Raw genomic sequence first — 24745 nt, 5'->3', positions numbered from 1 at the left:
ACGGATCGACCTGGATTCGCGATCCATCCGTGGGCCCGGTCTTCTGCTCCCTCAAATCTTCAGCCGGCCATCAATCGCTTGACTGAAGTGTGAGTTCCTGCGGCCTGCTACGGATTTACGCGCAGCAGATCGGTCCGCGAATCCCCATCGAGGTGTTGACATTGTTTCCCATGCTGTCGACCGCGCAGGTCAGCGTGAAGTCCGCGCTTTCGTCACTCGCCAGGAACTTAATGTCGAGGTCGAGGTCGGACAGTTCCTTGTTCGCCACTGCAGTAATGAGGTCAGTGCTCATGTAGCTGTCTCCCTATTCCAGGTTTTACCCAGGTCAGTAGACCGCAGATCCCTTGCCTTTTGAGCAAATGGGACCGGCGGAACCACGGGTCTGCCGTAGAACTCGGAAGCACTGTATGCGTTATCCGGTGAATGGGGAACAGGGATGATCAAAGTTCCTTCTCAACTCCTTCACATTACCCTTTCGTCTGTTTTTGATCTAGTTTTCATGAGTATTTCGGCATTCCTTACGGTGATTAGTGCCGTGCCGGCGCAGCGCGTTACGGCGGATGGCATCCGAAGTGCGCGGCCGCCTGCTTCACGCGGGGGAGAGCGCCTGTGGAGCAGGTCTCGCAGGATCGCGGGGGTGTTCTCCGTGCGCGGGGGGACTGGCGGACGAGAGCCGGCGCGAGTCGAAGGCAGGTCGAGTAGTCGCAGGTCAGGGTGTGCTGTCAGCTCATCGACGGCATGGATGCTCGTGTCGGCGGCGACCGGTCCGGAGCCTGGAGGGTGGGCGGTTCGGCGGCTGCGGAGGGTGAACCGGGCCGCGTGTGTGGAGGTGGTGAGAGAGGTGTGGCCGCCCATCACGAGCCCCCTCCGGGAGGGGCGAGGAAAATTTTTGGTTTGGGTGCGGTGGTCGCTGGAAAGTATTCAGAAGGAATTTGGAGCCATTGAGAGAGCCCGGTCAGGAACGGGTGAATCAGATGGCCGGGGGTGAGTGCTGCCTTGACAGATTCCAGGAATGCCATGACATGCTTCGCGCCATGGATGCCAACGGTATTACGGCCAGGGCGTGGTCGGCGGAGGGTCGGGATAATCCGTATCCCTACTACAGAATCCTGAACGAGGGCGGGCCGGTCCATGAGCTGACAGCCCGCAAATTCCTGGTCGTGGGCTACGCCGAAGCCGATTACGTGCTACGTAGTCCGCTTTTCCCGGTGCAGACGCTGGACAGTCCGGACCGGGGGAAGCTGCACCCGGACGGTTCTTCCGTGAACTTGTTCCTGGACTCCCTGATCCATGCCGGACCCGAGGATCACAGACGGGCTCATCACGCCCTGGCACAGCCGTTCACTCCTCGTCGGCTGGCCGCGATGAGACCCGCCATCGCTCGTAATGTCGAGGTTCTCCTGGATCGCTTCGAGGATCTGGCCCGACAGCGCGGCATCGTGGACTTCATGGATGAGTTCGCCTATCGGCTGCCGATATCGGTGATCAGCGAAGTCGTAGGTGTGCCACGAGCGGATCAGGATTGGCTTCTCGTCCAGTTCAAGTATCTGGCGGACGCGGATAAGCCAGAAGACCTGCCTCAGGCCACCAAGTCCGCCAGAGAAGTGGAGGAGTATTTCAAATCACTGATCGCGAAGAGTCGACGGAACCCGCTTGATGATCTCATAGGTGAGCTACTGCACGTCCAGGACGACGCCGGCGGCAAGCTGACGGATCGAGAGCTGCTGGCAAATATTGTTTTTCTGTTTGTGGCGGGGTTCGAGACCACCGCCTATGGCATCGCCAGTGGTCTTTCGATTCTTCTTGAGCGGCCTGATGATCGCGTGGCAGTACCGGCGACCATGGAAGCCGCGACACTCTTCGTGGACGAGGTCCTTCGGTACGACCCGCCGGCGCATCTCGCCAATCGTCGAAGGGTGGCGCAGGAAACCACGGTGGGTGGTTGCCTCATGCCTGAGGGCGCGGAGGTCATGGTGCTCCTGGCGGCGGCGAACAGAGACCCTGCCCGATACGAGGATCCGCACACGTTCAATCCTGCGCGCAGCTCTGCGCCCTCTCTCACGTTCAGTGCCGGTCCGCACTATTGCCTGGGTACAGGTCTGGCGCGTATCGAGGCCCAGGAGGCTCTCCAGCGAATCCTGATGCGCTTCCCCGGAATCAAACTCGCGGGAAAGCCGGTTCGCGCCCACCGCTTCCCGATCCGGGGATTCGAGGAGCTTCCTGTCGCGATCGGGTAGCAGCCGCGATCGGAGCCCAGCCCCACTCGGCACCCCGGAGCAATGCGACATCGGATAACACGGCTCACGCTTCGAGATCCTTGAGCATCCGGGAGTTGCCGACCGTGTACCCGAGGGATGTGTAGAGATGGAACGCGGTCTGGTTACCGGCGAAGACACTCAGAGCCACGGCAGAGCATCCCGATGACAGGGCTTCGATCTCCGCGACGTGCATGAGTGTGCGCCCATGACCGGCGCCGCGATGGTCCGGGCGGATTCTTATGTCGTAGACAAACCACTGCGACGAGAGGCTGCCGTCGCGACCGCCCCAGAGGTACCCCACCGTCACGTCGTCGTGGACAAGGACTCGAAAGGAGTACCGGGGAGAGCCGATTCCGGTGGAGGACAGCTCGTCGACCCAGAGTTCGGCGTGCTTCTCAGCAGGGCCGGCGGACATGCCGCTCTGGCGCAGGGCCCGCACGTAGTCGGTGCGGAACTGCCGGGACCAGTCGAGGAATTCGTCCTCGTCCATGGGGCGTGCGGAGCTGCCCGGTGCGATCTCCGGCAGCCCCTCAAGGGGCTTGTGCATCGTGTGGGACAGTTCGGCATAGCCGAGCCCGCTGAACAGCGGCACAAGCGGATCATCCGGCTGAAGTGTCACCTGTGAGTGTTTGCAGCCCACGGTCCGAAATCGTCGCTCCGCCTCCAGTACTGCCCCTGATCCCCAACGGGAATCCGGGTCCGGGCGGCTGATCCGGAGCTCCTCGATGCGGCCCACCGTGGATCCGCGACCGGGATCTGCGGAGGTGCGAATGCGCCCGACGACTTCCCCGCCGTGTTCCCGTATCTCTGACAGCCGGCTGAGCGGGCCGGGCCCGGAGTCATCCGCGACGACGTTGACCAGGTGGACCGAGGCCGACGGTTCGGACGGTCTCAACGGAATCTCCTTCGCGGGACGAGAGTGGGGGCCGGGCTGAAATCCACAGAGGTGGCCAGGCATCAGGACCCCCGGGGCTGATGCGTTCTCGGGCGGCGAGACGGGTGGTTCGCCCTGGTGTTGTATGAGACCGGCCGACCGAAGGCGTGAAGTACGACTACCAGGACGCTCCGCCCGACCTGGTCGCTCAAGCGCCGGCCATGAGCAAGCTCTGTGAGCAGCACGGCACCACCCTGCCCGCCGCCATCGCCTTGCCCCGGACGCATCCAGCGGTCGTCAACGTTACCCGCGGCATGCGGAAGCAGGAACAGGCCGAGCGAAATGTGGAACTCCACGCCCAGCACGTCCCCGACGCCCTGTGGGGCGATCTGCGCGCTCAGGGACTGATCAGGTCGGACGTGCCGGACGGCACGCCGGGGAGAACACGCTGTCCCTGACGGACCGGGCCGTCGCGCGGTTCCGTGAGGGGTCCGGGCCCGCGCCCTGGCACCCCGATCCACGTTGTCCTGGAGCCCAGTGCGGCAGACCTACTGGATCCCGTCGTCAACGGCACTGAACAGGCCGGCCACACTCCGGGCGGCACCGTCGGAACCGCGCGCCGCGCCGCGCGTCCGGCCGTGAGCCGTGAGCCGTGAGCCGTGAGCCGTGAGCCGTGAGCACGAGGGCACACTCACCGGCGACGTCCTGCTCGGCGTCCGTGCGGACGCCGACGGTCACGCCAGGACGCAGCGTGTCCCCGAGAAGTTGGTCGGCATGCATTTGTTGCAGTGCACGCACAGCGATCGGGCCGCACCCTCTTCCCGTACGCGGTTGACGAAGTCCGGCTCGCGCAGGAGTGCGCGGGCCATCGCGACGAACTGGAATCCCTCCGCCATGGCCAGGTCCATGGACGCCCGGCTGCTGATGCCGCCGAGGAGGACCAGGGGCAGGTCGAGGGCGGCGCGGAACTGGCGGGCCTCCTCAAGGAGGAACGCGTCGCGGTAGGGGTACTCGTGCAGGAAGCGCCGGCCGAGCATCCGTACGCCGACGCGCTGCGGACGCGGCAGGGCTGCCGCGAAGTCACGCAGCGGTGCCCTCCCCTTGAACAGGTACATGGGATTGAGCAGGGAGCTGCCGACGGTCAGTTCCAGGGCGTCGACCGTGCCGTCCGCCTCGATCCAGCGGGCGACCCGCAGCGCCTCGTCAAGCCAGAGACCGCCGCCGACGCCGTCGTCCATGTTGAACTTCGCCAGGATCGCGATCCGGTCGCCCACCGCTTCGCGCACCGCACGGACCGCGGAGCGGGCCACCTTCGCACGGTTGTGCAGCGAACCGCCGTACGCGTCCTTGCGTTTGTTGATCCGCGGGCTGAGGAACGAGCTGGCGAAGTAGTTGTGCCCGAGGTGCACCTCGACGGCGTCGAACCCGGACTCGACCGCCAGCCGGGCGGCGGCCCCGTGCGCGCGGGCGATGCGGGCGATGTCCTCCTCCGAGGCGGCGCGGGTCATCTGCCCGCCCAGGTGGTTGAACCGCCGGCTCGGTCCGAGTGCGGGCAGTCGGTTCGACCGGGGGTTCGCGACCGGTCCCGCGTGTCCGATCTGCGCCGACGCGGCGGCGCCCTCGGCATGCACGGCATCGGTGAGCCGCCGCAGGCCGGGGACGGCGTCGGGCCGCATCCAGATCTGGTCGTACTGCGTCCGTCCCTCGGGAGCGACGGCGCAGTAGGCGACGGTGGTCATGCCCACGCCTCCCGCCGCCACGTTCCGGTGGAACTCGATCAGCGGGTCGGTGACGAGACCGCCGTCACTGCGTCCTTCGAACGTCGCGGCCTTGATGGTGCGGTTCCGGAGCTTCAACGGGCCGATCTCGCCCGGCGACAGCACATCGGGAGTGGGCTTGCCGGTCATGCGACCTCCTGGGTACGGGGTGGCTGGAGCGCACGACATCTGTAGCGGTTCGCGCCGTCGATTGCCATGGCCACGACTGCTCGCATCCTCTGAGCGCCGACGGCGCCAACATCCGGTTCAGCGCCCCCGCAATCGCCCGCTCCGCAGCGACGCGCCGGTGCGGCTCGAAGAAACCGGGTTCGCGCGTCAGCGACCGCTCGGCGTCCCGGCGACGGTCGAGCACCGCCACGTAGCACTCCCGGGCCGGAATCGGCTGGAACCGGTTCGCGGCGCCACCGGACCGGACAGAGGCAAGATCCGTGGAATCATCGACCCGATTGCAGATTCTGCTCGCTGCGGAGCGCCTGTTCGCAACACAGGGGATCGACGCGACCTCCCTGCGGCAGGTCAGCTCCGAGGGCGCGGCAGCGCAATACGGCCGCGGCGAAATACCATTTCCAGAACAAAGAACTTCTGATCAGAGCCGTCTTCGAGTACCGACTCGGTGTGATCGACGCCCGGCGCGGAGAGTTGCTGAAATCTGCCGAGGCCGGGGACCGGCTCGGCGACCCGAGGGAACTGGTGGAGATTCTGGTTCGGCCCCTTGCCGAGCAGGCGACCGTGTCAGGAAGCCACTACGTCCGCTTCCTGGACCGCGTATTCGAGTACATCGGGCACGATGTCACCGCCCTTCCGGGCATGGGCGGGCTCGACGAGGCGGTGGCCGTCGGGCACCTGGTCACCGCCCGGCTCCCCGGTCTGACCCGGCCTCGGCTGCGCCCTCGGATCAGGTGGGCGGGTCAACTGATCATCTCGGCCCTGGCCGACCTGGAGGGATCGCAGGAGACCGCGTCCCCCGATGAGTTGGACGCCGAGTCGTACGTGGCGGCATTGATCGACGCGGTCGCCGGCATGCTCACGGCCGCCGAAACCGCCGGACCTGCCAATTCCGTACGGCGCTGTACGCGCGGCCCCGGCCGTTGTGGTGCCGTCGGCCGCTCCTCCCGGCGCCTGGTGATCCTCGGGCACCTCATCGACCAGGGCGTCACCGTCCGCCCCGCCGAAGCCGGCCCCCTCATGGCGCTCGCGGGCTTCACGGTCCACCCGGTCGTCAGCGCCCTCGCCGTCCGTTTCGGCGGCGATGCCTCGACCCTCACCCCGGCACCGAACACCTCCGCCGGCACGCCGAAGCCCCGGCCCCGTCGGCGTGCTGCGTGTGCCGACGGGGCCGGGGCGGGTACTGCGAGGGGTCAGCGGACGCGGAGCGCCTCGCGGATCGTCGTGAACAGGTCGGTCTGGTCGGTGACGCCCAGGACCCGGTAGGCCTGCGGGCCCTGCGCCGCGATCCGGACCTCGGTGCCGGTGTGCTCCTGCGACTGGCCGGGCGGGTTGGTCGAGTAGTTGACCTTGAGCTGCTGGCCCTCGTCGGTGATCAGCGTGGAGGTCAGGCCGGGCGGCTGGGCCTCCAGGGGCACGATCTGGCTGCTGTGGCCGTGGTCGGCGGTGGTGACGACGAGGGTGTCGGGGTGCTTGGCGGCGTACGCGCGCGCCGTCTTCACCGCGCGGTCGAACGCGGCGGTCTCGCCGATCTGGCCGCACGGGTCGGCGGCGTGGTCCTGCTTGTCGATCGACGCGCCCTCGACCTGGAGGAAGAAGCCCTTCTTGCTGTGGCCGCGCTTCTGCTTGGCCTCCAGGAGCTGGATGGCCTTGGTGGTCTGGTCGGCGAGGTTCGGGGTGCCGGAGGGGCGGCCCGGGTTGGAGGTGACACAGCGCTGCGGGGCGGTGCCGCCGACCGCGGCGGGCTTGCCCGTCCACTCGGTGGCGACATTGCCCGGCGCGAAGAGTCCGAGCACCGGCTTGCCGCCCTTGACCGCCTTCAGGGAGGTGTTGTCGGTGACGACCTGGTAGCCCAGCTTCCGGGCCTGCTGGGTGACGGTCAGACCCTTGTACCGGCCCTCGGTGATCTTCTGGTCGAAGCGCTGCTTGCCGCCGCCGAGGAGGACGTCGACCTTGTGGTTCACGCTCTGCTCGGCGATGGAGCCGGGGCCGCCCTTGGCGATGGTGTCCGTGGGGCACTTGGCCATGTCGGCGGGGCCCTGGCAGGAGCGGTCGGTGACGTGCGAGGCGAGGACGGCCGGAGTGGCGTCGGTCAGCTCGGCGGTGGTCACCGAGCCGGTCGCGTAGCCGCCCTTCTGCGCCAGCTCCAGAATGGTCGGCACGGCCTTGTCCTTGCCCGGCGTCTTGGAGATCCGGCCGTTGACGGTCTTCACGCCGGTCGCCCAGCCGGTGCCGCTGGCCGCGGAGTCGGTGACGTAGTCCGGCGTGCCGTCGGCGTGCACGGCGTACGTCGTGTACGCGCCGGTCAGCGGGAACTTGTCCATGTTCAGGTGGCCGGCCGCGCCCACCGTGTAGTCGCGGGCGAGGGTGATCTCCGAGTCGCCCATGCCGTCACCGATGAGCAGAATGACGTTCTTCGCCTTGCCGCCCTTGATGGCGTCCTTGGCGTGCTCCTTCGTACCGGACGCACCGGCCGTCGCCGTCAGGGCGGCAGCGGCGGTGGCGGTGGCCACGAGGACCGCACCGGTGGCTATCAGGTGACCGCGGGAAAGGCGCTTACTGGGCATGGAATCTCCTTGATCCGGCCGGCGGGGAGCACCGACGAGGATCACCTCACCAGCGGCGGGTGAACCATCGGTGACGTGGAAGCCGCGTTCTTCCTGCCGGAACATGGCATCGGGGCACCTGCCCGGTCGCCGTACGGCAGTGGGCCCCGGCGGAAGGGAATCCGCCGGGGCCCACTGCCCGGGTGCGCACGGCCGGAGGCCGGTGACCGGCCCCGGTGGCCCGTATCGGTTCGTGACCGGGGCCGGCCGTGACCGGTGTCAGTCCGTGCCGGACTCCATCGCGGCGCGGTCCAGCATCGTCTCCTCGTCCGTGGCCTCGCCGCGCGAGGCGATCGCCTGGGCGCCGCCCTGGTCCATGGCGCCGATCAGGCCGGTCGAGGCGGCCTGCGCGGCACCGATCGGCGTCGGGTGGCCGCCGCCGACCAGCCCCAGACCGGCGTACTGCTCCAGCCGGGCGCGGGAGTCGGCGATGTCCAGGTTCCGCATGGTGAGCTGACCGATCCGGTCCACCGGGCCGAACGCCGAGTCCTCGGTCCGTTCCATGGAGAGCTTGTCCGGGTGGTAGCTGAACGCCGGGCCCGTGGTGTCGAGGATCGAGTAGTCCTCGCCGCGCCGCAGCCGCAGCGTCACCTCGCCGGTGATCGCCGCGCCGACCCAGCGCTGCAGGGACTCGCGGATCATCAGCGCCTGCGGGTCCAGCCAGCGGCCCTCGTACATCAGCCGGCCGAGCCGCCGGCCCTCGTTGTGGTACGCGGCCAGGGTGTCCTCGTTGTGGATCGCGTTGACCAGGCGCTCGTAGGCGATGTGCAGCAGCGCCATGCCGGGGGCCTCGTAGATGCCGCGGCTCTTGGCCTCGATGATTCGGTTCTCGATCTGGTCGGACATGCCGAGACCGTGGCGGCCGCCGATCGCGTTGGCCTCCATGACGAGGTCGACGGGGGAGGCGAACTCCTTGCCGTTGATGGTGACCGGACGGCCCTGGTCGAAGCCGACCGTCACGTCCTCGGTGGCGATCTCCACCGACGGGTCCCAGAACCGCACGCCCATGATCGGGTCGACCGTCTCGACGCCCGTGTCGAGGTGCTCCAGGGTCTTGGCCTCGTGCGTGGCGCCCCAGATGTTGGCGTCCGTGGAGTAGGCCTTCTCCGTCGAGTCCCGGTACGGCAGCCCGTGCGCGAGCAGCCACTCCGACATCTCCTTGCGGCCGCCGAGCTCCGTGACGAAGTCCGCGTCCAGCCAGGGCTTGTAGATCCGCAGGTGCGGGTTGGCGAGCAGGCCGTAGCGGTAGAACCGCTCGATGTCGTTGCCCTTGAACGTGGAGCCGTCGCCCCAGATCTGCACCCCGTCCTCAAGCATGGCCCGCACCAGCAGCGTGCCGGTCACGGCGCGCCCCAGCGGCGTGGTGTTGAAGTAGGGGCGGCCGCCCGACCGGACGTGGAACGCGCCGCAGGAGAGCGCCGCAAGCCCTTCCTCGACCAGCGCGGCACGGCAGTCGACGAGCCGGGTGATCTCGGCGCCGTAAGCGGCGGCGCGGCCGGGCACGGACGCGATGTCGGGCTCGTCGTACTGGCCGATGTCGGCGGTGTACGTGCAGGGGACAGCGCCCTTGTCGCGCATCCAGGCGACGGCGACGGAGGTGTCGAGGCCGCCGGAGAAGGCGATGCCGACGCGCTCGCCGGTGGGGAGGGAGGTGAGGACTTTGGACATAGGAAGACTATGCATCACTTCGCATGATCATGCAACATTGGGCGCGGTGAAACACGACGGGCCGGCCCCGGGGAGGGGCCGGCCCGAAGTGGAACGCGTTCAGGAACGGCAGGTCGCCCGCATCTGCGCGGCGGCGTGATGGGCCTTCTCCCAGCCCTTGGACCAGTCGTCACCGCGGTCGAGCAGCTTCACCCCGATCGTGGCGCCCTTCATGGCGAAGGTGCCCGCGTCGACCCACTGGCCGCGGTGCGCGGTCTGGTTGATCGAGAAGCTGCTGTACATGGTCGTACGGTCGTTGGCGTTGACCAGCACGTGGTACTTGGTGGGGTGCCCGCCCACGTACAGGTTGGTGTTGCTGTTCGGGATGAACACGGAGATCTGGCAGGTCCGGGCCCGGGTGCCGGGCTTCCACCACCACTTGACGCGGTTCTGCATGTCGGTGGAGGTGTCGCCGGACATCGGTATGGAGGAGTAGCTGCCGTTGCAGCCGTTGCCCGTCCAGCCGCCGGAGGGGCGGGTGTACCAGCCGGCGCTGCCGTCGGTGAAGTAGTGGTCCTGCTGGAAGCCGCCGCCGGAGGGGGTGGGGCAGCCGTGGCCGGTGACCCCGGTGTAGACGACGGTCGGCTGCGGGGCCGCCTTCTGCTCGGTGCCGCCCGCCGCACTGCCCGAGCCGCCGCCGCTGCCGCTGCCCGTGGTGGTCTTCCGGGCCGTGGACTTCTCGCCGCCGGTGGACTTCCCGCCCCCGGAACCGTCGCCCTTGCCACCGGTGCCGCCGGTGTCCCCGCCCGTGCTTCCGCCGCCCTCATTGAGCGGCTTGGACACGCCCGCGCCGTCGGCGGAGGGCCCCGAGCCGCCCTTCCCGTCCTTGCCGGCGGACGGCTGCTTGCCCGAGCCCGTGCGTGGCGAGGGGGCCGCGGAGGCGAACGCGCCGGGAACGTCGCCGTTTCCGGCGCCGAGCATCGTGCCGGGGGCCTCGCCGTTGCCCGCCGAGCGCTTGCCGTCGTTGCCACCACCGGTGTGCACCAGGAACGGAACGGCCACCAGCAGGACACCGGCGATGGCGGCGCCCGCGAGGAGTGCCTTGTTGGGACGCCCCGTCTTCTCGGGGGCGTCGGCCGTGGTGGTGGCGGTCATGGTCGCGGTGGCTTCCGCCTCCGCGTCCGCCTCGGCGGTGGCGGTCGCGCCGGCGCCCTCGCCCTCGGCGGTGGCAGCGGCGCCCGTGGCTTCTCCCTGCGCCTCCGCCCCTGCCTCCGATTCCTGCTCCTGCTTCTGCTTCTTCTGCTCCGACTCGCTCTTCCGCGCGGATCCCGCCGCTGCCGCTCCCGTGGACGCGGTCGTTTCGGCGGACTCCTCCGAAGCCTCTCCGGCCGCAGCTTCCGGCGCCGCGGACGGCTCCGCCGCCGCGGCCGTACCGCTGCGCTCGGCGGAAGCCGCGCGAGCGGTCCGTGCCGGGGTCTCGCCCGCGGCGGCCTCGGCGGTGGCGTGCGCCTCCGGCTCGGAGGCGGCCGCTGTTTCTTCGTTCCTGGACGTGGTCATGGGGTCCTCTGGGTGACGGGACTGGTGGGGAGCTGGTGGGACGAATCGGGGGAACCGCCGGTGGAGACGGTGGCGGAGGTCGGGACGGTGGGGACAGCGGGCCGGACGGCGTCGAGGATCAGACGCGCGTCGAGCAGGAGGCGCGCCGGGCCCGCCGGGTTGACCGAGATGCGGCCCTCGTCCGCGGCGAGGTCGCGCACCAGGTCGGCGACGGCGACCGTGTCGTGCGCCAGGGCACCTTCGAACGGCTGGTGCGGTACGGCGGTGAAGAGCGGCACGGCGGGTGAACCGTCGGCTCCGGCGACCGTCAGCGGGCCGCCGCCGGGTGCCCGGAGCACCACCGCCTCCGCACCCGCCAGCGCCTCCACGGCGTCGCTCAGCGGGCCGTACCCGGTGACGGCCAACTGCACGGCGGCGTCGACCGGATCGGTCGGCTCGGGCCAGCCCAGGGCCGACGGGGACGGCCGGTACTCCTCGTTCGGCCGCCACTCCACGACTTCGCCGTCGAGCCCGGAACGCCATTCACCGGCCACGGCCCAGGGCGGCGGCGGGGCGGCGTCGGTCCAGGCCGGATCGACGACGCCGATCCAGTGGTCCGGCGCCTCCCGCGCGGCCTCGCGGATGTGATCGGGAACGGGCGGAAGCTCCTGCCCGGACGGCCCGTCGGTGTGCTGCATCTGGGTGCCTCGGTTCGTGTCCGTCATGACGCCTGGGGAGCCTCGTCTTCGTGCTGGAGGACCGCCGCGTACGACGGGTGCTTGAGCAGTTCCTCCACCGCCTCGGGGGACAGGTGGCGGTGATGGGCGAGCACCGTCAGTACCTGCGTGTCGGTCAGCGCCAGCTCGCGCATGGTCAGGCCACCGGGAGCGAGGTCCAGCGCGGCCCTCGCGGAGATGAGCGGATCGTGGAGCTGGCGCAGATTCACCTGCCGTACGAGGACGTCCCGCACCGCGTACGTGTCGAGGACCCGGCCGAGAACATCGGTGGAGGAACCGTTCGAGTCCGTCGCGCCGTTGTCGCCATCCGCGTGCGGGGGTGGCGGAGGCGGTGGTGGCGGGGGAGTGGACGAGTCCGGGGGCGACTGGACGGCCGGCGGGACCGGGGACGCCGGGGGCGTCGACGGAACCGGGGTCGGGGGCGGGGCCGGGGGCAGCGACGAACCGTCGCTGAGGGGCCCGTAGTCGTACTCGGTCACCCACCCGTCGGTTGCTTCGTCCTCGGTGTGTGTCCGCGGCGGTGTCGCGTCGTCATCCGTGCCCGTGTCCGATTCCGTCGTCGAGCCGTCGTTCCTCGCCGGTGGCCTGCTCCTGATGATTCGTTTCGTCCGTTGCGCCAGTGGCGTTGTGGACGTGTTCGTCTCGTTGTCCCCGTCGTTGCCCGTCTCCGACGCGCTCTCGTCGTCGTCGGTGGTGGTGTCGTGCTCGGAGTCGGTCCGGGATCCGGTGGTGGAGTCGGTTTCGGAGGCTGTGGTCGCGGGCGCCGGGGTCGTCGCTTCGTCGGTTGTGTCGTCGGCCGTGCTTTCGCTCCCGGACGGGACCGGGGAGTTGGTCCTGGACACGGAGGACGTCCGCAAAGGTGCCGCGTCGTCATCCGCTTCCGTGTCCGTGTCCGTGTCTGTGTCTGTCGTCGAACCGCCGTATGTCTGGGGCGATTCGCGCTTCCGTATGTGCTTCGTCCGTTGCGACGGGGGTGTTGTGGACGTGGTTGTGTCGTTGTCCCCGTCGTTGCCCGTATCCGACGCGCTCTTGTCGTCGTCGGTGGTGGTGTCGTGTTCGGAGTCGGTCCGGGATCCGGTGGTGGAGTCGGTTTCGGAGGCTGTGGTCGCGGGCGCCGGGGTCGTCGCTTCGTCGGGGGCGGTATCCGTCTCGGACGGAGCCGGGGAGTCGGCCCTGGAGCCGGAGGGCGTCCACGGTGGCACCGGTTCCGTGTCCGTGTCCGTCGTCGAGTCGTCGTTCTGCTCGGAGGGCTTGCGCTTCCGAATGTGCTTCGTCCGTTGCGACGGGGGCGTTGTGGACGTGCTTGTGTCGCTGTCCCCGTCGTAGTCAGCCTCCGACGCGCTCCCGTCGTCGCCCTGGTCGTCGTTCTCCGCGTTGGTCTCGGTCTCCTGGACGTTCTCGTCGTCGTTCTCGTCGTTCTCGTCGTCCTGGTCGTGGTCCTCCGAGCCCTCCGAGCCCTCCGAGCCCTTCAGGTCCTCCAGGTCCTCCAGGTCCTCCGAGCCCTTCAGGCCCTCCGAGTCGTCCTCCGAATCCGACTGATGGTTCGTCTCCCAGACGGTGGGAACGGGAGCCAGGGCCGCCTGGTAATGGCGGTCCTTGAGGTACAGCACGACATGTGCCGGGGGCGTCCGGGCGTTCTCGGGCTCGAAGTCCTGGAACGTGCCGTCGTCCCGCACGACCGTCACCCTGACACCGAGGGTCCGGGCCGCGAGCGCGGGCAACAGGTCCGCGGCCCCGTGGTTCCAGCCGCGCTCGTCGCCCGAGTTCCCGGCGCGTTGCAACTGCGCCAGCGCGAGCGCCCTGCGCTCGTCGGCCGACAGCCGTGCGTACAGCGGCAGGGTGTGCGCATCGTCCGCGAACTCATGGGCCTCGGGCGACCCCGCGGCGAACGTGGGGCCGCCGTTGGCCAGCTCCTCGGGGTCGAACCGATCGAGGAGATCCGGGGTCATGAAGTCCAGCAGGTCGCCCGAGTCGTTCGTCAGGGTGTCCGTCAACCGGTCGCGCAGCTCGGTGACGTCCGGCGCTGTGGCCATGGCACTGCCGGCCGCGCCCGGCAGCGTGGTGTTCGTGTGCCGCATCCCCGCAGCGAGCGCGTGGTAGAACGCGTCACCGTCCTCGGGCACGTTGTGCAGTGTGTACGTCTCGCCGTCCGGGGAGACGAGCGTGTGCGGCTCGTCGACGGAGGGGTCGACGGAGGGCGTCGCCGTCGCCGGGGCCGGTGTGAACGCCGTCCCGGTGTACTTGGGGAACGTCGTCGACGGCGTTTCGGGGGCGGTGAAGCTCACCGCAGGCGGCCGGGGGCCATTGCGCGGCGTGCGGTGGTGCCACTGGGTGAGCCGGTCCGTCGCCGCCCGTACCCGCCGGAACTCCCGCATCGCGGCGCGGGCGCGCTCGGACAGCACCGCCATCTGGTCCACCTGCTCTGGAGTGGGGCCGGTGTCCCCGGTCGTTTCGGTGACGGCGCGCCTGACCTTCCAGTACGCCTTGTCCGCGTCCACCCACGCCTTGCTCGCCTTCGTCACCGAGGTCCAGGCGGCGGTGACGTCGGACGGGAAGGTCGTGTCGTCGATCAGTCCGAGATCGCGGGCCACGTCCTCCCGTACCCAGGCCAGGACATTGGTCCGGTACTCGACGGTCTGCGACCTGCTGCCCTGGACGAACACACTGGCGGCCCGGCCGTGCGTGACCGTCGCCTCGCCCAGCCAGTCCGTGGGAATCGAGAACAGCAGTGCCCGGCCCGTCTTGGGCTTTATGTTCTGCTGCGTGCCGTCCGCGGAGGCGAGTTTGAGGGTCGTCGACTCACCGGTGTTCCCCCCGCTGCCGGTCGGCGCGGGTGAGACGGTGCCCACCGCCGGTACGGACGTGCCGACGGTCGCGCCGAGCGTCGTGCCCTGGGCACCGGTCTCCGTGACCGACAGGTCCGAACTCACGGTCTGCCGCTCGGGGCTCTCCATCGTGGCGTCCGCCGCCACGCTCAGCAGCACCGCCTCGCTCAGCCGGGGCCGGGAGAACAGCCGGTAGCTGCCCTGGGTGTCCAGCGCGACAGTGGCGTCGTGCATCGTGGCGGCAAGGTAGCCGTTGCCCGTCGCGGTGTTGCCGAAGAAGGCCGCCGTCTGGGTGCTCGCCAGCCCGTCGGACAGGGCCTGGCCCGAGGCCCGTCCCTGGCGGGCGAGACCGGACTTCCGGGCCTTGCCCGTCGCCGCGGCCAGATTCGTGCCGGTGAGTTCGACGGTCCCGCTGCTCGGCTTGGGCAGGTGCGGCAGATCGGTGTTGTGGGCCTTGGCCAGGGCGAGGTGGGCCGCGTCCAACGCCATGTCGGTGTCGGTGATCCGACGTGGCATGAAGCCGTTGGCCGGCATGGTGAACGCCTTCGTCTGCCCCGCTCGTCGCCATCGCTCGATGGCCTCGTCGGTGAGCTGTCCCGGCCTTCGGACCGTGACCTTGGGGGGCTGGTTCCCCTCCGTCACCGGATTGCCGCCGGTGTTGTCCGCGGCGTTCGGCACCGCCAGGCTGAGCGGCAGCTGCTCCCGCAGGGTGCCGACCGTGAATTCCCTCGAAGGCACTTCCGTCCCGTCCGCGTTCACCAGCACCATGCGGATCCGGTACGTGGTGAGGAAGTCGGCGAACGGCTCGTTGGGGTAGAACGTGTAGTTCTTCATGCGGCTCGCCGAAGCGGCCACCGTCTTCTGCTGGGTGACGGCGAGCGACTCGGAGAGGCTCGGGCCGGCCGTGGGAGCGGCCGTGTTCTGGGTCCGCACGGCTTCGGTGACCGAGAGTCCGGTCGTGGTCGTGACCGCCTTGACTTTGTTCACCTCGACGGTCTCGGTCATGCCCAGGGTCTCCTGGAACGTGACACTGTGATCGATCCCGTCGAACGTCGCATCCTCCGGGATGAGTTCGATGCGTACCGTCGCACGCTGCGAACCGATGGACACCTCGCCGAGCTTCGTCCAGGCGGTGCGGGTCACCGCGGTGACCCCGCCCTTGGCGGCGGCCATCTGCTGCCGCAGGGCGAGCAGCGCACGGGGCGTCACCATGTCCAGGATGTGGTCCCGGCCGGCGTCGTCCACCCCCCGCGACTTGAGGAGTTCGGCGAAGTGCCGCGAGGCCGCGGCGGAGTCGAGGGAGTTGACCGGGAACGAGCCGAACGGAGTGTCCTTCAGCCAGGGCGAGGGGGACCAGGCGTCCTCGCTGTAGGTGGGCGCGGCGGGCAGTGTGCTGCCGACCAGGCCGAGGCGGTGCGCGACCTTCTCCGGCACATGGCCGAGCCAGCCGCCGGGCATGGTGAGTGTGAACCCCGCGAAGCGGGTGCGCAGCGCCGGCAGCAGGGCGCGCAGCGGACCGGCCAGCCCGTTGGCACGCGTCGTGAACCCGACCTCGTGATCGACGTCCGCGGTGACCAGGTACTTCAGGTTCTCGTCGTCCCGGTCGTTCTCCACCGACACGGTGTTCGTCGCGGTCGCGGTGCTTCCCTTGGTCCACGCCCCGTTCAGGACGAGCCCGTACGTACCGACCAGCGAGGGCCCCTGGTCGTGGCTGCGTGCGTAGGCGACCCCGAGGTTGAGCTTGGCCACCGTGACCGAGGTCCGCGCATGGGTGACCTGGGTCTCGGCGCCGAGCGTCACCTCGGTCTCCACCGCGACCGGTTTCGACTGCACGACCGGATTCCGCAGGGTGACACGGTGGACGAGCCGGCCGATCCGGTTGACGTACGGTCCGGCGCCGAACAGCTCGACCATGCGCATTCCCGCACGGCTGATCGACTGGTCCAGGAACGAGGCCAGGACCTGCGGCTGGAACTGGCGCATCACCGCGTCGTGCGGAGCGGCTCCGTGCAGGCTGAACTGCCAGGCGTCGCCGGAACCTTCCTTGAGCGCGGTCTCCACGCCCCGGCTCAGCTCGGAGCCGCCCGCGACGGCGATGACCTGGTGGGGCAGATCACCGAACGGAGTCGGCGCGGTCTCCTGTTCCCGGAGCTCGATCTCCTCGACGTTCTCCCCGTTCTCCCCGTTCCCCTGGTTGTTCTCTCGGGTGTTCTCGTGCGCGTTCGCCTCCGCGCCGGTGCCCCGGCCCGTATCGGTCACGACGGCGGTCTTCTCCGGGTCGCCCAGCAGCTTCCGGACGTCCTCGGTATTCAGTGTGACGGCGAGGGGGGAGGCAGCGGGCGGCGTCGAAGCCTGTTCCTGCCGCGGGCGTGGAGCGGTCGGCGGGATGTGCTCGTCGGGCACGTCGAGCAGGATCCGTCCGGTCACCGCCGGACGGCTCGCCGCGCCACCGATCAGGTCGACCTCCGCGTTGCGTCCCACGGAGAGCCCCGTGCCGAGCACCCCGAGCACCCGCAGCGGCTCCCGGAAGCGCCAGTACCCGCCGCTGGTGACGGTCACCGACAGCTGGTAGCTGAACACATGGGACGGGCCCGACGTGGCGTGCAGGGGCTCGTACGAGACGGTGGCACCGGAGCCGGTCTTCCGGGCCTTCTGCCGGCCGAACCGGCCGGCCGGGGTGATCACTCCGCTGTTGATCGGTTGCTTGAACGCGTCGGCGTTGTTCTCACGCGCCGATATGCCGACGTCGACCCCGGCCTCCCTGGTGTGGGACACGGTGGCCGAGCTGTCCAGCCGCTGGGCTCCGGGGGTGCTGCTCCGCAGGATCAGCTCGTTGCGCGTGCCCTCGTAGCGGCGCCCGGTCAGTTCGCCCTTGGCCCGGATCCAGCGGTACTTCCGCTTGGTGCCCGTGTTGTCGACGAGCCGGATCGGGATTCCGTCCGTGGTGAAGGACTCCAGCTGCCCCGCCACGCTGTGATGGCTCAGGGCGTCCATCACACTCAGTGTGTTCTGCAGGGCGGCGCTGAAGTGGTTCTTGCCCCGCCATCCCTTCGACTTGTCGTCGGGGGTCGTGAAGTCCGCCAACGGGGCGACGAGACCGGGGTGCTGCTGGGCGATGGCGGCGATCACACTCTCCGTCAGCCCGTTGAGGAACGCTGCGGGCGGCGGCGTAGTGGACCGGGCCGCGGGTGGTGTCGCGGGCGGCGTCGTCGGCGGTCCGGTGGTGTCCGCGGCAGCGCCCTCGACGGAGTCGGTGTCGGGGAGGAACGCCTCCACCCGCGCCATGCCGAGCAGCGTCGGATGATCCTGGGGCAGATAGACCGGGGCCGGGGGCTCACCGGTGTTCGGCGGTACGGGGGCGACAGGGGGGACGGAACTGCTGCTGCCGCTGCCGCTGCCGTTGTCGCCCTCGGCCTGGGCGGAGTTGAGAGCCGTGTGCTCCGCCGAGCGGGTACGGAGCTTCGTACCGTCGTCCCAGCCGGCCAGGCGGCGCGCCTCCGCGCGGGTCATCCGGTCGAGGGTCCAGACGTCGAACTCGGTGGCCCTGTCCTGTCCGGACTTGCGGACGTGGACGGTCTTCTTCACCAGGTACAGCTCGGTACGCACCTTCTTGGCACGTCCGACGATCTTGCGGCTGCCCGAGCCGCCGAAGCCGGTGGTCCGGGTGGACCGGTTGCCGAACTGGACGAAGCCGCCCACCTGGACGCGCGGCTGGGCCGCGCTCGTCGCGTACTCGTCGAAGGAGAAGCTGGGGCCGACGGTGAACTGGAGGTCCTGGCTGTACGCCGTCGACGTGCTCCGATCGTTCTTGATGACCCGCTGAATGGCGTTGCGAAGCTCTGCCGAGTCGGTCTCCGAGATCTGGGTGGCCTCGACCGGCACGATCTTGTCCACGGCGAACACACCGCCGGGCTGCCCGGATTCCGTGAACATCGGCTGACTGGTGACCGTGCCGTGCGCCATCCGGTCCGCGGTCCGGATGAAGTTCTCCGAGCTGAAGAAGCGGCTGATCTCCGCGTGCATCGACGAGCCGACGACCGCCTCGGCCTGGCCCACCGCCCATTCCTGGATCGCGGCCACCGAGCCGTATCCCTCGGTGTGCACCATGCGGTAGTCGCTGTGCTCGCCGAGCCGCATCGTCTGCGGTGCGTGCTCGTGACTGCGTTTGGCGGTCAGGTTGTCCGGCAGACGCAGCAGCAGCCCGTCCTTCACGCCGAACGTGAGGGAGGTCTGCGATCCGTTGTCCTGGACCGGCGCCGTGGACCGGGTGACCGGCCTGATCCGTTGGGTGAACTGCTTCAGCTTCCCGTACTTCTCGGGCGCCGGGTCCGTCAGCTCGACCCTGTACATCACATCGCTCAGATACAGATGCGATTCGTCGGAGTGGCGGCTCTCGACCTGGCTCAGGGTCTGGTCCTGGAGGTTGAAGTCGACCGACTTCGTGAAGCCCAGAGTGAGGCCCACCCGCCCGAACATGTTCGCGGGGCCGATCGGTGGTCCCAGCGGAACCGCCACGCCCAACTGCCTTGAGGAACTTGCCGTTTCCGACTTCCCGGAGGTGATCTGGCTGCGGTGGATCTGGTCCACCTTCACCGGATCGAGCGAGATCGCCCCGCCCTTCTCATTGGTGATCATGGACCAGGGGGCCTGCGGCCGTTGGGAGACCCGCAGCTGGCGGATGCGCCCCGAGGTGTCCTTGAAGGGGGCGGAGACCCAGCCGTCCCCGTGGAACAGATGGGGCGTCTGCCTGAGCGCCCGTTCCAGTTCGGCGAGCGGGTTGCCGGCGGCGCCGGAGCTCCGGACGGGGACCGGAAGGGCCGAGCCGGCTATGCGCCTCAGTACGTTGTCGACACCCCGCTGGATCACCTGGCTCTGACCGTAGGTGAAGGCGGAATCTTCGTCCACACCGTCCCCGGTGATGTACGTGGGCAGTGTCAGATCGCCCGGGAACCGCTGGACCGCTCCCGGCGCCGGGGCGGGCAGCATGTTGTCGTCGACCTCGGCGGGGCGATCGGTGTCGAGCTGGGCCGCCACCAGCTGGACCACAGTGGTGGAGGCATCGGTGTCCGTGGATGTGGACACCTGCTGTGCCTGCTGTGCCTGCTGTGTCTGTTGAGTCACCTGTGTCTGTTGTATCTGCTGCGGCTGTTGTGCCGACGCGGGTTCGATGACGTCCTGTGTGAGGTCGCGGGACGGTGACCGGAGGTCGTCCTGCGACGATCCGGCCGCCGGTCCGTTCCCGCCGGATTCCTGATTGACCCGGTCGAAGAGGGCGGAGTACCGGTCCAGCCCCGGTGTGCCCTGTCCTCCCAGCTCCTCGCTGATGCGGCGCAGCAGATCGGGCGTCATCCGCCCGTCACGGTAGGGCGCCCAGACGGTGTCGTCGCCCCCGAAACGCTCACTGTCCAGTGCGCCGAGCGCCGCCAGCAGCGCATCGTGGTCGGGGGACTGTCCGATCTGCGTACCGAAGGTGCCGCGCAGCGTACGTACGAGCTGGAGCGTTCGCGTCGTGACCCAGGGACCGGGGGCGTCCTCTGGCGTCGTCGCGGGACCGGTGGAGCTGGTTCCGGCCGCGGTGTCCGTGGCCTCCGTGGTGCCCGCCGGGGGGTGCAGGCCCGCCGTGCGGGCGAGCGCGGTGAGTTCGGCGCCGGTCGGTTCGGGGGTGTACGCGATCCACTGCCCGGAATTCTCCGCGTCGTCGCGGAAGAGGACCGGGCGCGGCTGCTGCTCGGAGTCGAGCGCCGTACCTGCGGAGGTGGTGGGCGCGTACACCGGCCGGCCCGTCACATTGGCGACGTGCTGGGCGACGGAGAGCCCGCCGTGTGTGGGCGAGGCGCCGGTGGAGCAGGCGTACAGCACGATGGGGCGGTCCTTCGGACCGAGGTCGGTGGAGTGCTCCAGGTAGCGGCCGAGCTCCCTGCCGCTGACCACGATGCTCGTCCCGTCCTGCCGCGTCAGCTTCACCCGGGTGGGAGTGCCGTGCGCCGCGAAGAACGACACCTTCTGGCCGCTCCAGGGGGTCCGGCGCTGCTTGCGGTACATCGACGATTCGCTGTGGTGGTGGTCCTGGAAGGTGTCGGAGGTGATGACGGTGCTGTAGCGCTCGTTCCGGGCGGCCCAGTCGGACGGGGTGTACGACGCGAGGAGCGAGGAGTCGGACGAGCCGGTCGCGACCGTCTGCTTGACGATGTCGTCCGAGTCGGTCGTGGCGTCGTCCGCCGAGCGGGCGGATCTGAGTACGAGCCGAGGAGGGGCGATTTCGGAGGTATCGCCTACATCGGACGGTTGCACGGCCGGCCCGGAGGCGTTGTCCGGTGTTGTTCCGGGTCCGGTGTCGCCGAAGAACCCGAAACTGAAGTCGACGTCCCCACCGAAGTCACTGTCGTAGTCGCTGCCGTTGTCATTGCCGTTGTCCTCGGTGTCGCCCCCGTCCCCGTTCTCGTTCTCGTCTCCGTCGTCGTCGCTCTCGCTCTCGCTCTCGTTCGGGGATGTGTTCTGCTGTCGGCTCTCGGTGGCCGGCCGATTGGCGACAGGGCTCTGCGAACGGCTGGACGTCGGAGTGGACCTGCTGGACGTGGCGACGGAATGGGGTCCCGAGCTCTCGGAGTACTCGATGTCGTCGTCGGAGTCGTCGACCCGGTCCCAGTCGGTCTGCCAGCGTGGTGTCTCCTGCTGCTGGTTCACTTCCTGGCCCTGGACCAGGGACTCGGTCCGGGGCAGGGCCGGACGATCGGTGAGCACCAGGCGAAGCGCCTGCAGGGTCTGGTCGTTGTCCGGGTCGTGCGCCTTGGCCCGTAGGCCGGCGAAGTAGTCGTGGAGCCGGGAGCCGGCCTGTGTCAGTTCGTCCATGGCCTCCGCTATGACCTCGGCCGCGCCCGGTTCCGGCACGACCGACAGGTGGTCCATCGCGTTGCGGACCTCGACCAGATGCCCGGCCCGGAGCTCACCCAGCCGGGTTCGCAGTGTGGCCAGTTGCCCCGCGCTGATGGTCGCTGTGCGGCCGGTGTACCCGATGTCCGCGATCATGGCGACAACGTCCGCGCCGTTCCCGAGCACCGACTTGAGTTCGCCGACGCTCAGCACCCCGTCCGCCTTGAGGCGCATCCACTCGTCCTGCGTCAGGACGTGTCCGTCCCCGTCCCTGGGCAGGGCCGACGTCACGGACTGGGCCGTGTGAACGTTCTGAAGCGCCTGCCACGCGCGCGTCGGCTGCTCGCTCGTCAGCTTCGCGGCCCTGCGCCCCCACTGGCTGGGATGGGTGATGGCCTTGGTCACCTGTTCGAGGTGGCTCGCCGCGACCTCGTCCAGCCGGTCGTACGGGGTGTGGTTGGTCAGCGCGGAGAAGTACGGGCGGCCCAGCAGCTGCATCAGGTTGGTGGTGTTGGCACCTTCCAGCACCGCCGGCAGCGTGCCGAGCTGGAAGACCTGCCGGAACACGTCCTGCGGGAGGCCCGCACTCTGCACGACGAGGACGTCGTTCGGCCCCAGCTGTTCGAGTTGTTCGCGGAGGTCGGGTGCGGTGATGTCGGTCCGCCTGAGCTGCGCGTCCGTGTGCACGGGAGCGAAGTCGACCGTGGTGCGGCCGAACGAGAGGATCACGGACGGCCTGTCGATCCCGGATCTGCTGATTCCGGCGGCCAGGGTGCTGAGCGCCGACGCCCGGCCCGACTCGGTGACGTTGTGGAGGCCGTAGACCGGCATGACCTCGGTGCCGTTCTCGTGCACGGCCCGGACGATCTCCTTGAGCCCCTCGGCGACGTCGGAGGCGGTGACCCGCCGGTCGATCAGGTCGGTGAGCTCGTCCTGGGTGAGGAGCGGGGTGTGGAAATTGAACAGGGCGTCGGGTGCGATGGTGTTGCCGGACGACTCGGATTCCTCCAGGTCGGTGACCTCGACGGCGGAGTCCGGGGACGGCCTGCTGTAGAGATAGCGGTGCGAGGTGTCCCAGGCGTACGGCTTGAGCACGATCGCCCGGTCGATCCCCAGAAGGTTCAGGAACCGCTCCGCCACCTCTTCGTCGCCGTCGAGCCGGTCGCTCGCCGCGACCATGACCAGCCCTTGAACCCCGGGCCTCCCGGAGGCCCGGGGATCGGCCATCGGGCGGTCGGGGTCGAAGGTCTGGGTCTGCCAGGTGACACGGGCGTTGAGCTCGTCACTCAGCAGCAGCGCGAGCTTCTGCTGCACGTTGGCCGGGGCGATGGCGGTGATGGGGCCCTGGTAGCCCAGCTCGTTCAGGGAGTCCATCAGCATCGTGGCGGCGGCCTGATGACCGAAGTTGGCCGCGTCGTCGATGAAGATCGTGACGCCGCCCTCGGTGTCGTTCAGCTTCTGCCGCAGCTCCCTGCGGAGGCCGATCTCCTCCGGCGACGGTGCGGCCCCCCGACGGTGGGCGGCGATGTCGTCGAGCAACTGCTGCGACGGGGGACCGGGGGTGCCGAGGAGCTGCGACCACAGCTGATGCTCCGGCACCGTGGCGGTGTGGGGGGTGACCTGCGGGGTGGACGAGGAGCCGGCGTCGGACAGGGCCTGTCCGTTGTCGGACGAGCCGTCCTCGGTGAGCAACCCAGTGCTGGGCTCGGTCTCGGTCTCGTTCTCGGTCTCGTTCTGGTCCTGGTTCTTCGAGGCGTCGGTCTGCGCATCGGGCTGTGTGTCGGGCTGCGCGGACGGTGTGCCGGCCTTCTGCTCCGACTCGGGCCCGGTCTCCTGCCGGCCCCCCTGCTCCTCGTCCTGCTCCTCGTCCCGCTCTTCGCCCCGCTCTTCGCCCTGCTGCGAGTCGGGCGTCCGGTGGCCTTGAGTGGGCGTCGGGTTGTGGCTCGGTTTCGGGCCGCCGTGCGAATCGGTGTTCGCCGGGGGGACCGTGCGCTCGTCGGGAGTCTGCTGGGACTCCTCCTCGGCGTCGTTCGTGTCGTCGGTGTCGTCGTGGGGAGGGATGTAGTCGTGGTCTTCGTTGCTGGAGGTGTTGACGGACCCCTTGGTGGCCGGTCCGTTCGAGCCGGACGGCCCCGACGACGGCGACTTCGACGCCGGCCCCGAGCGTTCGTCGTCCCCCTCCGGCCCCGTGTGCTCGTCGTTCCCCGTCCGCCCCGACTCGTCCGTCGCCCCGGTCTCCTGCGTCGACTTCGTCTGGTCCGGGGAACCGGCGCCGTTCGTGCTGCCGCCGTTCTTCCCGCTCCCCGAGCCCCCGCCGCTCCCGGTCCCCGTACCGGTGCCGGTCGTGGCCGTGTTCCCGGTGCCGGAGTCCGTTCCACTCCCGGAGTCCGTTCCGCTCCCGGACTTCGCCCCCGTGCCGTCCCCGTCCGACTGGCTCGACGTCGGCACGTTCTTCCCGGTGAAGTTGTTCTTCACCCAGGTCCCCGGCTTGGACGCGCCGCTCCCCAGCAGATGCTCGGCCTTGCTGCTGATCCCGGAGCCCAGGAAGGTGTCCCAGCTCGTCGTCCAGTTCCCCGTCATGAGACCACCGGCCACGATCTCCGCGACGGCCTCCGAGCCACCGGAGGTCAGGAAGTCCTTCGTGTCGTTCAGCGCGGTGTTGGCCAGGTTCTTCGGGGAGAACTTGCTCGGCCGGGGCGCCTTGTCCGTCACGTCCTTGGTGAGGTTCTTGACCGGACCGTTGCCCGTGAAGTTCTTCAGCAGCTTCCCGAGCCCGGACGAGAAAGTGCTGTGGAAGAACCCCGCGAACGCGCCGAAGACACCGTCCTGTGCGATGGCCTTCCAGTCGAACCCCTTCGGCCGGCGCCCGTCGGGCCCCGCCATCATCAGGGCGAGACGCACCGCGAAGGTCTGGAACGCCTCCTGGAACGCCTCGCTCAGGCTCGGCATCAGATGCGTACGCTTCAGCAGCGTGTCCAGCACCGTCAGCAGCACCACCCGGCTGCGTGCCTTCGCCACCGCCGCGTCGCTCGCCGAGGCCCCGCCCGAGAAGAACGACATCACGAAGATGACGAGCAGCTCGATCATCAACCTGATCAGCTCGGCGATGATCTGCCACTTGGACTCGATGATGTTCATCGACGTGTCGGTGCGACCGTCGCCGATGGTCTTCAACTGGTCGGAGAAGTCCCGGAGATGGTTGGTTCCCCCGTTGTCGATGAACAGCTTCATCGACTGCAGATAGCTCGCGCCCACCTTGGGCGGGAGCGACCTGCTGATCCCGACGACCGACTGCTCGATCTCACCGGACAGGTCGGTGAGACGGTCGGCGAGCCGGTGGTACGGCCGTCGGCTGGCGTACGCCAGGTCCTCGTCCGCCTGCAGCAACCGCTCGCCGATGAGAACGAAAAGCAGGTTGTTCAGCTCGGGCGTCGCCTTGATCGACATGG

General features: G+C 69.1%; 11 protein-coding genes. 3 read left to right on the top strand and 8 right to left on the bottom strand.

Going from position 1 to position 24745, the window contains the following annotated elements:
* Positions 1 to 115: 115 nt before the first annotated feature.
* A complete protein-coding gene (locus ACGF8B_RS15530; protein WP_392738442.1) occupies positions 116 to 292 on the bottom strand; it encodes a hypothetical protein in 177 nt (58 codons plus the stop codon).
* 742 nt (positions 293 to 1034) lie between these two features.
* On the opposite strand from ACGF8B_RS15530, the gene ACGF8B_RS15525 reads away from it, so the two are divergent.
* Positions 1035 to 2237: a cytochrome P450 gene (locus ACGF8B_RS15525; protein ID WP_392738440.1), complete on the top strand. Its 1203-nt coding sequence runs from the start codon at positions 1035 to 1037 to the stop codon at positions 2235 to 2237.
* Positions 2238 to 2301: 64 nt separating this feature from the next.
* Here ACGF8B_RS15525 and ACGF8B_RS15520 read toward each other — a convergent pair whose 3' ends face one another.
* A complete protein-coding gene (locus tag ACGF8B_RS15520) occupies positions 2302 to 2850 on the bottom strand; it encodes a GNAT family N-acetyltransferase (protein WP_392738437.1) in 549 nt (182 codons plus the stop codon).
* 503 nt (positions 2851 to 3353) lie between these two features.
* Between ACGF8B_RS15520 and ACGF8B_RS15515 the strand changes: the two genes are divergently transcribed.
* On the top strand, positions 3354 to 3590 hold the full coding sequence (locus ACGF8B_RS15515; RefSeq protein WP_392738434.1) for a hypothetical protein: 237 nt from the start codon (positions 3354 to 3356) through the stop codon (positions 3588 to 3590).
* Positions 3591 to 3866: 276 nt separating this feature from the next.
* Here the strand turns inward: ACGF8B_RS15515 and ACGF8B_RS15510 are convergent, their stop codons facing one another.
* A complete protein-coding gene (locus ACGF8B_RS15510; protein WP_392738431.1) occupies positions 3867 to 5039 on the bottom strand; it encodes an NADH:flavin oxidoreductase in 1173 nt (390 codons plus the stop codon).
* A gap of 486 nt (positions 5040 to 5525) precedes the next feature.
* On the opposite strand from ACGF8B_RS15510, the gene ACGF8B_RS15505 reads away from it, so the two are divergent.
* Positions 5526 to 6341, top strand: a complete 816-nt coding sequence (locus ACGF8B_RS15505; protein WP_392738428.1) for a hypothetical protein — start codon at positions 5526 to 5528, stop codon at positions 6339 to 6341.
* Here the strand turns inward: ACGF8B_RS15505 and ACGF8B_RS15500 are convergent.
* The 5 genes from ACGF8B_RS15500 to ACGF8B_RS15480 all read right to left on the bottom strand — a co-directional run bounded on the left by ACGF8B_RS15500 (position 6269) and on the right by ACGF8B_RS15480 (position 24743).
* On the bottom strand, positions 6269 to 7642 hold the full coding sequence (locus ACGF8B_RS15500; RefSeq protein ID WP_392738426.1) for an alkaline phosphatase: 1374 nt from the start codon (positions 7640 to 7642) through the stop codon (positions 6269 to 6271). The two genes, ACGF8B_RS15505 and ACGF8B_RS15500, sit on opposite strands and share 73 nt — an antisense overlap.
* Positions 7643 to 7900: 258 nt before the next feature.
* Positions 7901 to 9349, bottom strand: coding sequence for an argininosuccinate synthase (gene argG / locus ACGF8B_RS15495; RefSeq protein WP_392738423.1), 1449 nt, complete (start codon positions 9347 to 9349; stop codon positions 7901 to 7903).
* A 99-nt stretch (positions 9350 to 9448) separates the two neighbouring features.
* Positions 9449 to 10885, bottom strand: a complete 1437-nt coding sequence (locus ACGF8B_RS15490; protein WP_392738420.1) for a hypothetical protein — start codon at positions 10883 to 10885, stop codon at positions 9449 to 9451.
* The gene (locus ACGF8B_RS15485; protein WP_392738418.1) at positions 10882 to 11589 is read right to left on the bottom strand and encodes a type VII secretion system-associated protein; all 708 of its coding nucleotides are present in this window, start codon (positions 11587 to 11589) and stop codon (positions 10882 to 10884) included. The genes ACGF8B_RS15490 and ACGF8B_RS15485 overlap by 4 nt, the downstream gene beginning before the upstream one ends.
* The gene (locus ACGF8B_RS15480; RefSeq protein WP_392738416.1) at positions 11586 to 24743 is read right to left on the bottom strand and encodes a hypothetical protein; all 13158 of its coding nucleotides are present in this window, start codon (positions 24741 to 24743) and stop codon (positions 11586 to 11588) included. Before ACGF8B_RS15480 ends, ACGF8B_RS15485 begins: the two co-directional genes overlap by 4 nt.
* Positions 24744 to 24745: the final 2 nt, after the last annotated feature.

It is taken from the genome of Streptomyces sp. NPDC047917 (assembly GCF_043204345.1).
GTDB lineage: Bacteria > Actinomycetota > Actinomycetes > Streptomycetales > Streptomycetaceae > Streptomyces > Streptomyces sanglieri.
The sequence above is the reverse complement of the archived record's forward strand: the minus strand, read 5'-3'. Positions and strand labels throughout refer to the sequence as shown.